This window comes from uncultured Gilvimarinus sp. (assembly GCF_963972205.1).
Lineage (GTDB): Bacteria > Pseudomonadota > Gammaproteobacteria > Pseudomonadales > Cellvibrionaceae > Gilvimarinus > Gilvimarinus japonicus.
Genome location: NZ_CAXAUC010000002.1, coordinates 63124 through 78878, shown reverse-complemented (window position 1 = coordinate 78878; position 15755 = coordinate 63124). Strand labels below are relative to the sequence as shown.

The following is a 15755-nucleotide window of genomic DNA, read 5'->3' as shown; positions in this document are numbered from 1 at the left end:
CCCCATTAAGAACAAAGCACGCATGACCGCCTATTCCTTTTCTTCTAATTTAATAATACGTGGACGCTCAACCCAGCCATCATCACCGTCAGAGACGATTTCCATCAGCTCAAGCTGATTGGGTGTCGCAGATATAATTTTGCCGTGATTGCGGCCCATATAATTACCAACTGTCACCGGCTCCACACTGCGCTGAGCACCCGGTCCGGTATCGATCAAGGCCCATAAAGTGCCGCCTTTAGAGACGGTCCCTACCATTGTCATGTTGGCGATATTAAAGCTCTCCAGATACTCTTTTGCCCGCGTCATATCTGGCTTCACTGACTTACCGCCTTTAACACGCGCCAACTCTTCAACAGGCCTTTCAAATGGGCTACGCAGTGTCATCGCCGCATAACTAAAGGGCGGCAAAGGACGGAAAACCGGCAACGGCTCTATCTGCTTGCCCGGCCGACGCTTGGTCTCTTGTATATAATCACGCAGCTCATCTAAATCGCCGTTACCGCCACAGCCTGCCAACAACGCCATAGCACCAACAAGAGCAGCCAATACGAGCTTATTACTATTCATTGGCTTCCCCCTCTGGCTGATAGTGGTAGGTTTTAGCGTCAATCTGCATCACCAAATCGCCGCCTTCCTTTGCATTTTTAATTGAGAAGTCATGCAGAGTCACAATACGAGGCATTCCGGCAACACCACTGACGAAATTACCAAAATCATGGTAGCTACCCACCACGTTGATTTTAATCGGCAACTCAGTGTAATACTCCGCAGCACGCTGCGCCTCAAGCTCAATACTTTGCATGCTAGAGCCACTCTCAACACTGCGAGCATCAATATCCTCTAACAAGCCCGGCACCTGCGTGTCGGTTGGGAGCCGCGCCAACAAAGACTCAAAAGAGCGCTGCATCTCCTCCATTTGCGCACGATAAGCATCTAAGTTAGCCGCTTGAGCACTTTTCGTGGCAAACGTTTTTCTCAAAGTCTGCTCTTCAGCCTGTGCTCGCACCAAAGAGCTTTCAATGTCTTTAATTTTAAAATAATAGGTGGCCGCCAATAGCGCTGCCACAATAAAGACACACACTAAGATCTTGGTAGGAAGCGGCCACACCCCAAGCTTAGTAGAGTCGCTATAGTCGAAGTCTCGAGCATGCTCGAAGGATTCCCGCAGAGACATTACTGCTCCTCCTTCTGTTGTTCTTGTAAGGCTTTTTGTGCCTTAGACACGATCGTCTTCACCGTCATGGAGAATGCGTTGGCCTGCCCACCTTGATCCGGTGCGGCGTCTACCGACGCCAGATTTGGCTCGGCATACCACTCCGATGCATCCAAGTTACGCATAAAGCTCGACACCCGGTTATTGGATTCCGCATAGCCCTCTATACTCATCAACTGGCCTTGACGTTTAACCGACACAAGATACACGCCATCGGGGAGGGCGCGAACCAGCTCATCAAAATGATGCACGATAACCGAGCGGGTTCCTTCGAGGTCACGAATCAGCTTCATCAACGCCAAAAGATCTTCCCGGCGCTTCTGCAGGTCATTCAGCTCAGCCACTTTGCTTTCTAGCGTGGCGATTTCTGTTTTCAGCATTTCATTGCGCTGGCGCTGATGATCCACCTTGCCATTAGCGTTCGAAACCCACAAATAGGCAATAACGATCGCGACAAAAGCCACGCCCATCATAATCGCAATAAAATCTTTCTTTTTCTTGTCGCGTTCTTTTACGCGCCAGGGAAGTAGATTGATATGCGCCATTAGTCAAAGCTCCTCATCGCCAGGCCAGTTGCCACCATCAATGAGGGCGCATCGTTTGCTAGCGCCGCCGCGTTCACACGCGATGCCACAGACATACTGGCAAACGGGTTTGCCACCATTGCCTGAGTGCCAAGCTTTTCTTCTATGAGCTCAATCAACCCCTCCATTGAGGCGACACCCCCGGCCAACACGATGTAATCCACATCGTTATACTCGCTGGCCGAAAAGAAAAACTGCAACGAGCGAGTAACCTGCTGCACCACAGACTCTTTAAAGGGCTGAAGGACTTCCGACTGATAATCATCGGGCAAGCCTCCTTGCTTCTTAGCGAGTCCGGCCTCCTCCATCGACAATCCGTAACGCCGTTGAATCTCTTCGGTGAGCTGTCGACCGCCGAAGAGCTGTTCGCGGGTATAAACTGTCTTGCCATCCACCAGCACACTCAAGGTCGTCATAGTGGCGCCAATATCAAGTACTGCCACCACCTGATTATCCTGATCTTCAAGCTGTTCAAGTACAAACTCAAAGGCACGCTCCATCGCATATGCCTCAACATCGACAATCTCTTCTTCTAGCCCGGCTAATAGCAGGGTCGAGACACGAGATTCGACATTTTCAGTGCGACACGCAGCGAGCAGTACCTCCACCTGATCCGGGTCGTTGGGCGACTCGCCCTGAACCTCAAAATCAATGGAGACTTCATCAATAGGGAAAGGAATGTACTGATCAGCTTCGATGTAGATTCGGTTTTCCAGGTCGTCTTCTGACAGCCCAGCCGGCATTTCAATGACCTTAGTGATCACAGCGGAGCCGGCAACTGACACCGCCGCATGCTTGATTTTGGTCTTTGACTGTTTAACCAGCGACTTGATAACCTCGGCAACCGCCTCTTCATCGTTGATGTTTTTCTCAACAACAGCGTTGGGAGGCAAAGGTCTAACCGCGTAGGTCTCTACCCGGTACCGATCGCCACTACGGCTCAGCTCTAAGAGTTTTACAGACGTCGAACTTATGTCTAACCCCACAACTGGCTTCGTCTTTTTTTCTAAGAATCCGAAAATGCCCATTTTTCTATCTATATCCGTAACTTAGACGTCGTTTATGTTATAGCACTTTAACTTAAGCCTGCAACAAGATCGCGCATATGTAAACAGGCAAAAACCCCGTATAATGCAGCTTCCAGTCGGCAGCGGCCGCTAACTACTTAATTCGCTTAGAAAAAATGCCTAAAAAATATTCTTATCTTACCGTACTTTTATGGTTACTCATCGCGGGCTGCGGTGTGACCGGCGTCACGTTTGCCGGTCTATACCTCTATTTAAACCCAAAACTGCCCGATGTGCAGAGCTTGCGACAGGTGAAATTGCAGACTCCGCTGCGGATTTACTCAAATGACAACCGACTGATTGGCGAGTTTGGTGAACAGCGCCGCACCCCCATCAACTACGACGAAATCCCGCCACTGTATATCAAAGCGTTATTATCAGCAGAGGATGCCCAATTCTACGATCATAACGGCGTCTCCATCAGAGGACTTTTGCGAGCCGCATCACAATTATTGCAAACAGGTCAGATCCAATCCGGCGGTAGCACCATTACGATGCAGCTTGCACGTAACTTTTTTCTGACCTTTCAGCAAACATTTGCCCGTAAATTCAATGAGATCCTGCTCGCACTTCAAATAGAACGTGAACTTAGTAAAGAGGAGATTCTCGCACTTTACAACAATAAAATTTACTTCGGTAATCGCGCCTACGGAATTCAAGCCGCCGCCAACGTGTATTACGGCAAAAACATGGATGAGCTCACCCTCCCTCAGTGGGCCATGATCGCGGGGCTACCCAAGGCGCCCTCGGCCTACAACCCGCTTGCCAACCCCGAGCGGGCGCTAATTCGTCGCAATTGGATTTTAGGTCGTATGCTGGAGCTGGGCCACATCGACCAACCTACCTGGAAAGCCGCAACCGATGCTCCCGCCACGGCAAAATACCACGGCCTAACACCCGAGCTGTACGCTCCCTATGTTGCTGAGATGGCCCGTCAAGACGCCATATCTCGCTTCGGAAACGCTGCCTACACCGACGGTTACAGCATTTACACCACAGTGAACGCTCACTTACAGGAGGTCGCACAAAGCGCGATCATCGACGGCCTTATCACCTACGACCGTCGCCATGGCTACCGGGGCCCCGAGCAGCAACTAGACCCGGATGCCTCCGACGAGCAATGGCTGGAAACCCTCAAAAACATCCCCACCTACGGCGGCTTAACGCCCGCCGTTGTCAGCCAAACCGACCAACAATCGGCCACATTGCTACTGCCCGACGGCTCTGAAGCTCAACTGAGCTGGGAGCAAGGGCTCTCAGAGGCGCGCCCCTATCTCAGCGAGAATTATCGCGGCGAAAAGCCAACCCAGACCTCAGACGTGCTCTCTCCCGGCGACGTCATTCGTTTGCGGCACACCGCCGAAGGCGCCGTTCTCGCGCAACTGCCAACGGCGGAGGCCGCGCTAGTCTCGCTTGACCCTAGCGATGGCGCCATTGTCTCGCTCGCCGGCGGGTTTGATTTTGAACAGAGCCACTTCAACCGCGTCACACAGGCCACTCGCCAGCCCGGCTCAGCGTTTAAGCCTTTTATCTATACCACCGCGTTAGAGCACGGCTACACCCCCGCCACCATCATTAATGACGCTCCTATTGTGATTGAGGACGCCAGTTTAGAAGGCACGTGGCGCCCCGAGAACGATGGCGGTAGCTTTCTAGGCCCTATGCGCATGCGCACCGCGCTGTACCGATCGCGCAACCTAGTATCGATTCGTATCCTACGCTCACTGGGCATGGATACCGCGCACGAAAGCTTAGCGCGCTTTGGTTTCGATAAAAACGCCTTACCCCGCGACCTCTCCCTAGCCCTTGGGAGTCACGACGTTACCCCACTTGACTTAGCGCGTGGCTACACCACTTTTGCCAACGGCGGCTTTGCAGTACAGCCCTATCTTATTAAGCGCATTGAGGCGGTAGACGGCCGCGACGTTTTTACCGCCACCCCAGCTACCGTATGTCGCGACTGCGACAACAAAACACCGGCGACGCCATCCGAGGCCCGCACCTTAGAAGAACTCTTAGGCGAGCAAGCCAACGCTCCAAGAGCCAATCCGCTGCCGCCAGCCAAGCGTATCTTGGACGCCCAAACCGCCTTTATTGCCGATTCAATGCTGCGCGACGTTATCGCCCGAGGCACTGGTAAGCGCGCTCGCGTGCTAGAGCGCGGCGATATTGCCGGCAAGACCGGCACCACCAACGGCCCACGCGACGCCTGGTTTGCCGGCTATAACCCCGAGATTGTCACCATCACCTGGCTTGGCTTTGACAACAACACGCCACTGGGTAATCGCGAATACGGCGGCTCAGCCGCATTGCCTATTTGGATTGACTACATGCGTGCGGCTCTTGCAGAAAAGCCCGAGCGCGCCGCCCAGCGCCCCGATGGCATTATTACGGTACGAATTGATCCGGAGACCGGCAAACGCGCGGGGCCGCAAGACCCCGACGCTGTTTTTGAAATATTTAGGGTGGACAACGTACCAGAGCGTGCCGAGGGCACTGACCCAGGCAACGGCAACCAAGGCGCACCGGAAGTTCTGCCAGAGGAGCTGTTTTAAACGTATTCAGCGCAGGCAAAACAAACAGGTAGCAGGACACAAAAAAGCCCGCTCAGTCTCCTGGCGGGCTTTTTAATGCTAGAGGGCTAAGCCTCCGCAAGCGGGTAAAAACTTACTTTTTACCGCCGATACGACCACCGAAACGCTTATTGAAGCGATCGATACGGCCACCGGTATCAACCACTTTCTGCTTACCGGTATAGAAAGGGTGACACTCAGAGCAAACATCGACGTGGAAGTCTTCGCCCAAAGTAGAACGGGTTTTAATGGTGTTGCCGCAGCTGCAAGTCGCAGTTACGTCGACATACTGGGGATGAATTTCTGCTTGCATGATATTCGCCTATGTTTTGTGTACCGCCACCCGATCACTTGCCGAGCACGGTACCGCAGGGTTAAAGCAACTAAATTTTGAGAGCGGCGATACTAGCAGAATAAATAACGAAAGCAAGTAAAATTGCCCATTTTCCATCCAAGCATGCCGCCCATAGACGCCAGCAACAATTTGCCCATACCAATACACCCACAGAAGGCCTTAAATCCAGTAAGCTATGTCCTCGATCTACCGCCTCACTATTTATGACCCACGTCAGGCCCGATGCCGCCAATGATGACTTCTGCACCGTTTGTACTTATTGCGCTCCCCGTACCTGTTCGCACCCTGTTTCATTATCTCGCGCCCACGCCTGCGCCAATCCCCGGAGCCCGAGTCAAGGTCACCTTTGGCGGGCGCTCACTGGTGGGAATCGTCATCGCAAGCACAGACCAATGCGACTTTGATGCCAATAAAATCAAACCCATTGACAGCGTCATCGACCACCAGCCGTTAATCAGCAACCACTTGCTCGAATTTATTCGCTGGGCCGCTGACTACTATCAAGCCCCTTTAGGGGAAGCACTGCAAGCGGCCCTGCCCGCACAATTGCGCCAGGGCAACCCCGCGCAACATAAAGCAGACAGCAACACGCAACTGTGGGACCTTACCGAAGAAGGGCGCGGCCTACCGACCGGCGCCCTCAAGCGCGCCCGCCAACAAGCCGGCATTATTAGCAAACTACAACAAACTGGCGCCAGTAGCTGGGCCGAGCTTAAAGCCGCCGGCTGCAGCCGAGAGGCGCTGCGCGCGTTAAGCGATAAAAAACTTATTCAGCCTGCCACGGAGCAAAACACCCCCACCATCCGACAATCGCCGCTCACCTTAAACACCGAGCAACAAATCGCTGTCGACGCGATTACCCCTAATGAATTCGGCGTGCACCTACTTGACGGCACCACTGGCAGCGGCAAAACCGAGGTGTATTTGCAAGTCATCGCCCTCGCACTGGCCGCCGATCCGCAGGCGCAAGCACTGGTTCTAGTCCCCGAAATCGGCTTAACACCACAAACCCTAGCGCGCTTTCGCCGCCGTTTTGGCCCCAGTGTCTGCGCCGTACATTCGGGCCTAAACGATACCGAGCGCCTCAATAGCTGGGTGCGCGCCGCCCAAGGCGAGGCGCGAGTCGTCATTGGCACTCGCTCGGCTATATTCACGCCATTAGCCACCCCCGGGCTGATCATTATTGATGAAGAGCACGATGGCTCATTCAAACAACAAGACGGATTTCGTTACTCAGCACGGGATCTCGCCGTTGTACGCGCTCAAAAACTTAACATCCCGTTGATTTTAGGGTCGGCCACACCATCGCTCGAGACACTGCATAACGCGCAAAATGGACGCTACCAGCACCTCCACCTGACGCGGCGAGCGACCGCCAACCCAGCCACCCCCATCGAAGTGATCGATAGCCAAGCGGCCACCGAGCACCACGGCCTAACGCCAGAGGCCTTAGAGGCACTGGCGCGACACACCAACGCTGGTAATCAGGCGCTCGTATTTCTCAATCGCCGAGGTTTTGCCCCGATATTGCAATGTCGCGATTGCGGCCACCAGCTAAGCTGCCCGCACTGTGATGCGCGGCTTACGCTGCACCGCAACCCCTATCACCTACACTGCCATCACTGTGATTATCAACAAGCGCCAGCCAAGCGCTGCGAGTCTTGTCAAAGTCACCGGCTAGAGCCCTTAGGGGCCGGTACCGAGCGCAGTGAAGAGTATTTAAGCCGCGCATTTCCCAGCACGCCAGTCATTCGTATTGACCGAGACTCAACTCGCAACAAAGGCGCGCTAGACGCCCTCATCGATAGGGTTCATGAGGGCGAGCCGTGTATTTTAGTGGGTACGCAAATGCTCGCCAAAGGGCACCACTTTCCCAAGGTGACTCTGGTCGTTATTTTGGATGTGGACAGCGGCCTTTTTAGCGCCGACTTTCGCGGCCCCGAACGCATGGGCCAGCTAATTACTCAAGTCGCCGGTCGCGCCGGTCGCGCTGAGCAACCCGGCCAAGTATTACTGCAAAGTCAGCACGGTGATCACCCGTTGCTGCAACTGTTACTTAACCAAGGCTACGGCCAATTTGCCCAGGCGCTGCTCGATGAGCGCGAGCTAACCTTAATGCCGCCGCTGGCATTTCTCGCGCTACTGCGGGCCGACGCCCCCAACCCCGGCGCTGCCATGGCGTTTTTACAGCAAGCTCGCGAGCTCGCCGAATCGATTCAAACCGATCAGCAGATACAAATACTAGGCCCCATGCCCGCGTTAATGGAAAAGCGCGGCCAGCGGTTTCGCTACTTACTCCAGTTTAAAGCACTCAGTCGCCGCACGCTTAGCGTTTATATCCGTCAACTCATTGCCCTTATTAGCGCGCAAAAAGCCAGCCGCACCACTCGCTGGTCGATCGATATCGACCCTCAAGAAATGGGCTGATTCAACTCATTCGCGCTTATTGACCACAAGCAATTGCAGCGGTGGCACTCGCGCCCGTAAAATAGCGGCTTTTATCGTTAAGCGAACAGCCATGACCCGCGATTACGCCCGCAAAAAACGCCCTGCACCCAAGGCTACAAAGCCCCGCAACCAAGCACCTGCATGGGTCTGGCTGTTTATTGGCTCCATGCTAGGGGCCTTTGTCATGTTCCTGGTTTATCTATGGGGTATTTCACCCAATCACCCGGCACCACAAATAGCGGCCAAACAAAGCACACCCGAGCCACAAACAAAACCCGCTGCCGACCCAAACAAAAAAGCGCCGCTGCCCAAGCCACGCTTTGATTTTTATAAGTTACTGCAAGAGGAAGAGGTGATCGTGCCAGCCACTGAGCCAAATCGCCGCAGCGACGACACGCCACCGGCAACGCCAGTCGAATACCTGTTGCAAGTAGGTTCGTTTCGCAACCCTGATGACGCCGATAAACTGCGTGCGCAACTGATCTTGCTAAATTTAGATGCCCGTACCGAAAGCGTGACCATTAACAATGGTGAGCGCTGGCACCGCGTAGTGGTCGGCCCGTTCGATAATCAAAGCAAACTATCCAAAGCCCGCACAACGCTGGTAACCAACCAGTACAATGCGCTGGTACTCAAACGCAAACCCGGCGGCTAGCCGCGTCCACCACTGCGCTTGAAATTATCAAGCGCGCCCCCATCTAATCTCTTCAACGCCGCCACCCATTTGTGCGGCATCTAATATTTTTAATTGCACCCTCTAAGGCATAAAGGACTTTCTGTGGAACAGTACCGAGGCACCACCATACTCTCCGTGCGCCGTGGCAACACCGTAGTCATCGGTGGCGACGGCCAGGTATCACTGGGCAACACCATTATGAAAGGTAATGCCCGCAAAGTGCGGCGCCTATACAAAGATCAGGTTTTGGCCGGCTTTGCCGGGGGCACCGCCGACGCCTTCACCTTATTTGAGCGCTTTGAAGCAAAGCTCGAGGCCTACAACGGCCAGCTGACCCGCGCGGCGGTAGAGCTTGCCAAAGACTGGCGCACCGAGCGCTCACTGCGCAAGCTGGAGGCGCTGCTAGCGGTCGCAGACAAAGATGCGTCACTCATTATTACCGGTAATGGCGATGTGATTCAGCCCGAGGACGACTTAATCGCCATCGGCTCTGGCGGTGCTTTCGCGCAATCAGCCGCACGCGCCCTGCTGGACAACACAGAGCTCGACGCCGGTAGCATCGTCAACAAAAGCCTCAACATTGCCGGCGACGTCTGCATCTACACCAATCACAACCAGACCATCGAAACACTGGACTACTAACCCGCGAGTAATATCGATATGTCTAGCATGACTCCCCGTGAAATTGTTCACGAGCTCGACCGCTTTATTGTCGGTCAGAATCAAGCCAAGCGTTCAGTGGCCATTGCCCTGCGTAACCGCTGGCGCCGCATGCAAGTTGATACCGACCTGCGAGCTGAAATAACCCCCAAGAATATTTTAATGATTGGCCCCACCGGCGTCGGTAAAACCGAAATCGCCCGCCGCTTAGCCAAGCTGGCTAACGCGCCCTTTATTAAAGTTGAGGCCACCAAATTTACCGAAGTCGGCTACGTCGGCCGCGACGTTGAATCCATCATTCGCGACCTAGTCGAAAGCGCCATGAAGATGCAACGCGAACAGGCCATGAAGCGCGTCGAGTTGCGCGCCGCCGAAGCGGCCGAAGATCGCGTACTTGACGTTTTGCTACCCAAAGCGCGCGGCGAGCAAGAGACCGACAGCGGCGAGAACACCCGTCAAATCTTTCGTAAAAAATTGCGTGAAGGCGAGCTGGATGAGCGCGAGATCGAAATCGAAGTTTCAGCCACTCCCGTTGGAGTCGAAATTATGGCGCCACCCGGCATGGAGGAGATGACCAGCCAGCTGCAAAACATGTTCTCGTCCATGTCGAACGACAAAAAACAAAGCAGCAAGATGACCGTTAAACAGGCCCTTAAAACCCTGCAAGAGGAAGAGGCCGCCAAACTCGTTAACAACGAAGACTTAAAAGCGCAGTCGATTGAGTCGGTCGAACAAAACGGTATCGTCTTTATCGATGAGATCGATAAAGTAGCCAAGCGCGGCGAAAGTGGCGGCACCGATGTCTCTCGCGAGGGTGTACAACGCGATTTACTGCCACTTATTGAAGGCTGCACCGTTAGCACCAAGCACGGCATGGTGAAAACTGATCACATTCTGTTTATCACCTCAGGGGCGTTTCATTTAAGCAAGCCCTCAGACTTAATCCCCGAGCTGCAGGGTCGCCTACCTATCCGGGTAGAACTGCAGGCGCTGACTCCCGATGACTTTGAGCGTATTCTGACGGAACCATCCGCGTCATTGACGGAGCAGCATCAAGCTCTAATGAATACCGAAGGTGTAAAAATTCAATTCACTGCCGATGGTATTCGTCGCATTGCCGAAATGGCCTACGAGGTTAATGAGCGCACCGAGAATATTGGCGCTCGCCGACTGCACACGCTGCTCGAACGATTACTTGAAAGCATTTCATTCGATGCTGGCGGCGGTGACGAGGAGGTATCGATTGATGCCGCCTATGTCGAAGAACAACTGGGCGAACTGGCGCAGAATGAAGACTTAAGCCGGTACATTCTTTAAGTAAAGGTTGAATAGAAAGCGCTAATGAGTAAAGCCCCGGATCGCATCACGCAACACCGCAAAAGCGCCGAACTGGAGTTCCAGTTCGGCGCCGAGCACTACCGCCTTAGCGCCGAGTTTTTGCGGGTGCACTCCCCCAGTGCCGAGGTCAAAGGCCACGGCCCGGGCCAAGCCGTACTGCAAACCGGCAAGCAGGACGTTAACATCAAGCGCATTGAGGCGGTTGGCAATTACGCCATTAAGCTAGTGTTTGACGACGGCCACGACACGGGTATCTATACCTGGGCACAGCTGTATGACTTTTGCCAGCACCACGATCGCTACTGGCAGGATTACCTCGAAGCCCTAAAAAAAGCCGGCGCGAGCCGTTTACCGGATGACGTCCAAGTGATCAAGCTCATGTAAACGCTCTTGCCTAAGGGCTACCTACCGACCACAATAATTACCCCAAGCACACCTAACGCTCATTACAACATTGGCGCATTTTCGCGTTTTGGCTGATTACTCGCTACAATAGCCAACTTTTGCTCAGCTGGCCCTTTATAATGACCACCGTATCCGCTTTTCGTCCACTGCGTTATTTTTGGCTGCAAAGTTTGTTGCTGCTATCGCTGGGCGCCATTATTGCCTATTACTTACAAATCGACGACGCTATCACCAGACATGCGGCACGTGAGGGTGGGTTAATTGACCTGACCTCAGCGCTCGGCTACCTAATCTGCGCGGGCCTAATGCTGGTGCTCGGCGGAAGGCATGTGATAAAACATCACTACCCGTTGATTATCTCCGTGACATTACTCGGGTTGCGCGAGCTGGACTTCGACAAGCGCTACTCCACCCTCGGGCTATTCAAATCAGCCACCTTCCGCTCGCCCGACGTTTCCCTACTCGAAAAAGCGATAACCCTTGCTATTGTTCTATTGGTAATTTGGCTATTTATCACTTTGATCAGCAAATACTTAAAACCGCTACTAGCAAGGGCCGTAGAGTTTAATATGGTCGCGCTAAGCGTCGCGTGCGCAGGCGGGCTACTCGTCGTGGCACGAACTCTAGACGGTATCGCCCGCAAACTGGGAGACATCGGAATCAGTGTCAGCATGCACACTGAGGTGCACACCACCATTATCGAAGAGGTGTTTGAACTGGGGGCGCCTTACTCTCTGACTATCGCACTATTTTGTTATTTACATGTATATCGCCGGGAATCGACTAAACGAGCCTCAAGCAACTCCTAGCAACGCCGCGTTTTATAATGTTTATTTTCTTAAGACACTATACATAAATTAAGCAATAATCGCTGAAATGCTTGCATCACATGTTCGAGGTCACGCCCGTTTCCTGTATCACTGTTTAAGCGGGCGACAAAACAACCAGCGAGGAGCCAGAACTACCTCATTCACATACCAAGCCAGCGTTCACATAAGAGCTGTACCACGACGAATGAGAATAAAAACCGCGGGGACCTAAAGGCACGAAGCGAGATGCCCTATACCGCTCTATTAATCCCTGATAATACCCAACCCGCATTTATCAGTGCGTCTCCACTTAATGGGACCTATAAATTCGGTATTACTATTGGCTCCACGTGCAGCGTGATTATTTACAATGAAACCTCACCGCTCTTCACGTGTTTGTATCGATTTAATTATTCCAGTCGTTGAGCAGTCATCGTAAAAACGCAAGACTGCCACGTCACCGTTATACTCTTTAACGATTTCCCAGCCGACCACCTCGGTTTCATTGTAATCGCCGCCCTTTGCCAACACGTCTGGTCGCAACTCACGCAATAAAATCTCGGGGGTATCTTCGCCAAAGCTGACGACCCAATCCACCGCCTCCAGCCCTGCGAGCACAGCCATACGGCGATCGACCGGATTGATCGGCCGCGATGGGCCTTTTAGTCGCTGCACTGATTCGTCTGAGTTAATCGCCACCACCAACCGATCACCTAAAGTCCGGGCTTGCTCAAGATAACCCACATGACCGGCGTGGATAATATCGAAGCAACCGTTGGTGAAAACAATTTTTTCACCTTGAGCGCGAGCCTCCGCCAGTATCAGTGATAACTGCTCGGTACTAACCACACCACGCTCGACCCCTTGCTCAGCAACGACCGCACGGCGCAATTCAGGGCCACTGATCGTTGCGGTACCCAATTTACCCACCACCAAGCTGGCGGCCAAGTTGGCAAGTCCGGTGGCCTCGGCGAGTGAATAACCTGCGGCGATCGAAGCTGACAGCGTCGCAATTACCGTATCGCCTGCGCCGGTAACATCAAATACCTCGCGCGCGCGCGCCGGTAAATGCAGCTCTCCCATTCCCGGTCTCAGCAAAGTCATGCCCTGTTCACCACGAGTCACCAACAGCGCCTGTAGATCCAGCTCCGCCATCAATGCCGAAGCTTTATCAACTAGTATTTGTTCGCTCGGACAGGCTCCGACAACAGCTTCTAGCTCGTGTAAGTTAGGGGTTAACAGGGTCGCGCCGCGGTAGCGGCTAAAGTCCGTGCCTTTAGGGTCCACTAATACCGGCACTTGCCGGACGCGCGCGAGGCGAATCAATGCCTGGCAGTCAGCCAAAGTACCCTTGGCATAATCCGATAATACCAACACCCCAACACTCGACAACATCGCTTCAACTTTGCTGGGCAACTGGGCCGCATCGTCAGCACCAAAGGGTTGCTCAAAATCCATGCGCAACAATTGTTGGTGACGACTCATAACCCGCAACTTGGTGATGGTCGGCTTACCTTCGGCTACCTGAAAGTCGGTGCGGATATCGGCGGCCGCTAATTGGCCGCGTAACACCTCGGCCGCCTCATCAGCGCCCACGACACTAATCAGTGACGCCCCCGCACCTAACGCGGCGATATTAAGCGCGACATTACCTGCTCCGCCGGCGCGATCGTCTGTCTCATCGACTCGTACCACCGGAACCGGTGCCTCGGGCGAAATACGCGAGGTGTCACCGTGCCAATAACGATCAAGCATAACATCGCCAACCACGAGAATTTGTGAGCGATCGAAACGCGCTGCGGGAAGTTGCATAGTTTGCGGCCCTTATTGCCAGGCGGTAAATATTAAAGCGTCAGCACATCGGACAAAGACGCGCTGTGCAAGCGCGCGTAGTGACCATTAAGCGCCATTAACTCGTGATGAGTGCCCTGCTCGACAATCTCACCGGCGTCCATGACCACGATTTTATCAGCTTGCTCGATGGTCGATAACCGATGCGCGATAACAAAAGTTGTGCGCCCTTTAGAGACGGTTTCCAGCGCTTGCTGAATATATCGCTCCGATTCGTTATCCAATGCCGAGGTGGCTTCATCCAATAACAAAATGGGCGCATCTTTTAAAATCGCGCGCGCAATCGCCAAGCGCTGACGCTGCCCTCCAGAGAGGCGCGTACCACCTTCTCCGATGACAGTATTAAAGCCGTCGGGTAGCTGCTCAATAAACTCCAGTGCGTAAGCTAACTCCGCCGCCTTGCGGATCTTTTCTTCGCCAATATCCTGCAACGCGCCGTAGGCTATATTGTTGGCCACCGTATCGTTAAACAGCACGACGTTTTGCGTCACCAGTGATATTTGGGCCCTCAGGTTCGCCAAACGGTAGTCACAGATGCTGACGTCGTCGATATCGAGCGCGCCATCAAATTGATGGTAAAAACGCGACAACACGCTCACTAACGTCGATTTTCCGCTACCGGAGCGCCCCACCAATGCCACTGTTTCACCGGCACCAACCTCCAGCGACACCCCTTTAAGCACGGGTTTATCGTCGTCATAGGCAAAGCTTAAATCGCGAATCGACACCTTACCGCTAACACGCTCGACGCTGTAGCTACCGGTATCCTGCTCGGTTTTTTCGTCCAGCACCTGAAACACGCTGTCAGCGGCGGCCACACCTTTTTGAATCACCGGTACAATCTCGCTTAACTGGCGCATGGGCTTTAGCACCATGCCCACCGCCATAAAGTAAGCGATAAACGCGCTAGCGTCACTGATCTCGATATAGCCCAGCGCCACCCACAAAAGCGCCCCCATCGATAGCGCCACTAAGGTTTGAATCAAAGGCGTATTCAGGGTGGTGGTTAAAACAATTTTTAAATTCTGCAAGTAGTTGCGCCAACTGGCGTCGGCAAAGCGGCGCTTTTCGTACGCTTCGCCACCAAAGCTGCGCATCACTCGGTAACCATTGATCATCTCCGAGCTAACCTGAGTGATCTCGCCCATGCTGTGCTGCACTTTAGTACTCAGCCGACGCAAACGTTTTCCCACAAAGCCGACCAATGCTGCAATCAGCGGCACCACCGTCATCATCAGCAACGTTAACGCCCAGTCTTTGTAAAACAAGTAAGCCAATAACGCTATGACCGTGGTCCCTTCCCGGATCAAGGTTTTTAAGGCTTCGGTGGATGCGGTCGTAACATTATTGACGTTAAAGGTGATCACCGACATCAGCTGGCCTGAATCATTACGATCAAAATACTCGCCGGGCAAATAAACCATATGGCTGAATAGCTGTACCCGCAAGGTATCAACCACCAGAAAGGACACCTTGGCGATAAGGTAATTACCCACAAAACCACCCAGTCCGCGCACCACAATAATGCCTAAGATAATCAATGAGGGCATCCATGCGGGGCCGCGCTCTTCGGCTTCAATAAAGGTTAACAGGTAATCCAAAAACTGAGCCATTGCCGGCTGCGCCGCCGAGTACACCAAAAAACCCAAGACGCTAAAACCAAACAACATACGGTGGGGTTTAAGGTACGCCAGCAGTCTTAAATATACCGTCAGTGAGGCCGTCTCGGAAGCGGCGTTAGGGTTGTTAGCGTTGTTGCGATTCATAGGCCCT

Annotated in this window: 14 protein-coding genes; 7 read left to right on the top strand and 7 right to left on the bottom strand. The window is 53.4% G+C overall.

Annotated elements, in window-relative coordinates:
- Positions 1–30: 30 nt before the first annotated feature.
- Genes AACY82_RS04915 through AACY82_RS04900 form a run of 4 tightly spaced genes read right to left on the bottom strand, consistent with a single transcriptional unit; the run spans position 31 to position 2828 of the window.
- Positions 31–570 carry a pilus assembly protein PilP gene (locus tag AACY82_RS04915; protein WP_339615667.1) on the bottom strand — a complete coding sequence of 180 codons (540 nt, stop codon included), beginning with the start codon at positions 568–570 and terminating at the stop codon, positions 31–33.
- Entirely contained in the window at positions 563–1177 is a 615-nt protein-coding gene (locus tag AACY82_RS04910; RefSeq protein WP_339615666.1) for a type 4a pilus biogenesis protein PilO, read from the bottom strand. The genes AACY82_RS04915 and AACY82_RS04910 overlap by 8 nt, the downstream gene beginning before the upstream one ends.
- On the bottom strand, positions 1177–1761 hold the full coding sequence (locus AACY82_RS04905; RefSeq protein ID WP_339615665.1) for a PilN domain-containing protein: 585 nt from the start codon (positions 1759–1761) through the stop codon (positions 1177–1179). Before AACY82_RS04905 ends, AACY82_RS04910 begins: the two co-directional genes overlap by 1 nt.
- Positions 1761–2828, bottom strand: a complete 1068-nt coding sequence (locus tag AACY82_RS04900; RefSeq protein WP_339615664.1) for a pilus assembly protein PilM — start codon at positions 2826–2828, stop codon at positions 1761–1763. The genes AACY82_RS04905 and AACY82_RS04900 overlap by 1 nt, the downstream gene beginning before the upstream one ends.
- Positions 2829–3043: 215 nt before the next feature.
- On the opposite strand from AACY82_RS04900, the gene AACY82_RS04895 reads away from it, so the two are divergent.
- A complete protein-coding gene (locus AACY82_RS04895) occupies positions 3044–5422 on the top strand; it encodes a penicillin-binding protein 1A (protein WP_339615663.1) in 2379 nt (792 codons plus the stop codon).
- 112 nt (positions 5423–5534) lie between these two features.
- On the opposite strand, the gene rpmE is transcribed toward AACY82_RS04895, so the two are convergent.
- Complete coding sequence (gene rpmE / locus AACY82_RS04890; RefSeq protein ID WP_339615662.1) at positions 5535–5753, bottom strand: 50S ribosomal protein L31; 219 nt, start codon at positions 5751–5753, stop codon at positions 5535–5537.
- 273 nt (positions 5754–6026) lie between these two features.
- Between rpmE and AACY82_RS04885 the strand changes: the two genes are divergently transcribed.
- The 6 genes from AACY82_RS04885 to AACY82_RS04860 all read left to right on the top strand — a co-directional run bounded on the left by AACY82_RS04885 (position 6027) and on the right by AACY82_RS04860 (position 12131).
- Positions 6027–8222 (top strand): primosomal protein N', encoded by a 2196-nt coding sequence (locus AACY82_RS04885; RefSeq protein ID WP_339615661.1) that lies wholly within the window; start codon positions 6027–6029, stop codon positions 8220–8222.
- A 91-nt stretch (positions 8223–8313) separates the two neighbouring features.
- Entirely contained in the window at positions 8314–8898 is a 585-nt protein-coding gene (locus tag AACY82_RS04880) for an SPOR domain-containing protein (protein WP_339615660.1), read from the top strand.
- 123 nt (positions 8899–9021) lie between these two features.
- Positions 9022–9561 (top strand): ATP-dependent protease subunit HslV, encoded by a 540-nt coding sequence (gene hslV, locus AACY82_RS04875; RefSeq protein WP_339615659.1) that lies wholly within the window; start codon positions 9022–9024, stop codon positions 9559–9561.
- A gap of 18 nt (positions 9562–9579) precedes the next feature.
- A complete protein-coding gene (hslU, locus tag AACY82_RS04870; RefSeq protein ID WP_339615658.1) occupies positions 9580–10896 on the top strand; it encodes an ATP-dependent protease ATPase subunit HslU in 1317 nt (438 codons plus the stop codon).
- A gap of 24 nt (positions 10897–10920) precedes the next feature.
- A complete protein-coding gene (locus AACY82_RS04865; protein ID WP_339615657.1) occupies positions 10921–11301 on the top strand; it encodes a DUF971 domain-containing protein in 381 nt (126 codons plus the stop codon).
- Between the two features lie 140 nt (positions 11302–11441).
- The gene (locus AACY82_RS04860) at positions 11442–12131 is read left to right on the top strand and encodes a hypothetical protein (protein WP_339615656.1); all 690 of its coding nucleotides are present in this window, start codon (positions 11442–11444) and stop codon (positions 12129–12131) included.
- A gap of 378 nt (positions 12132–12509) precedes the next feature.
- On the opposite strand, the gene hldE is transcribed toward AACY82_RS04860, so the two are convergent.
- Together hldE and msbA are read right to left on the bottom strand one after the other, a co-directional pair.
- A complete protein-coding gene (gene hldE, locus AACY82_RS04855) occupies positions 12510–13943 on the bottom strand; it encodes a bifunctional D-glycero-beta-D-manno-heptose-7-phosphate kinase/D-glycero-beta-D-manno-heptose 1-phosphate adenylyltransferase HldE (RefSeq protein ID WP_339615655.1) in 1434 nt (477 codons plus the stop codon).
- Between the two features lie 32 nt (positions 13944–13975).
- Positions 13976–15748 carry a lipid A export permease/ATP-binding protein MsbA gene (msbA, locus tag AACY82_RS04850; protein WP_339615654.1) on the bottom strand — a complete coding sequence of 591 codons (1773 nt, stop codon included), beginning with the start codon at positions 15746–15748 and terminating at the stop codon, positions 13976–13978.
- Positions 15749–15755 lie beyond the last annotated feature (7 nt).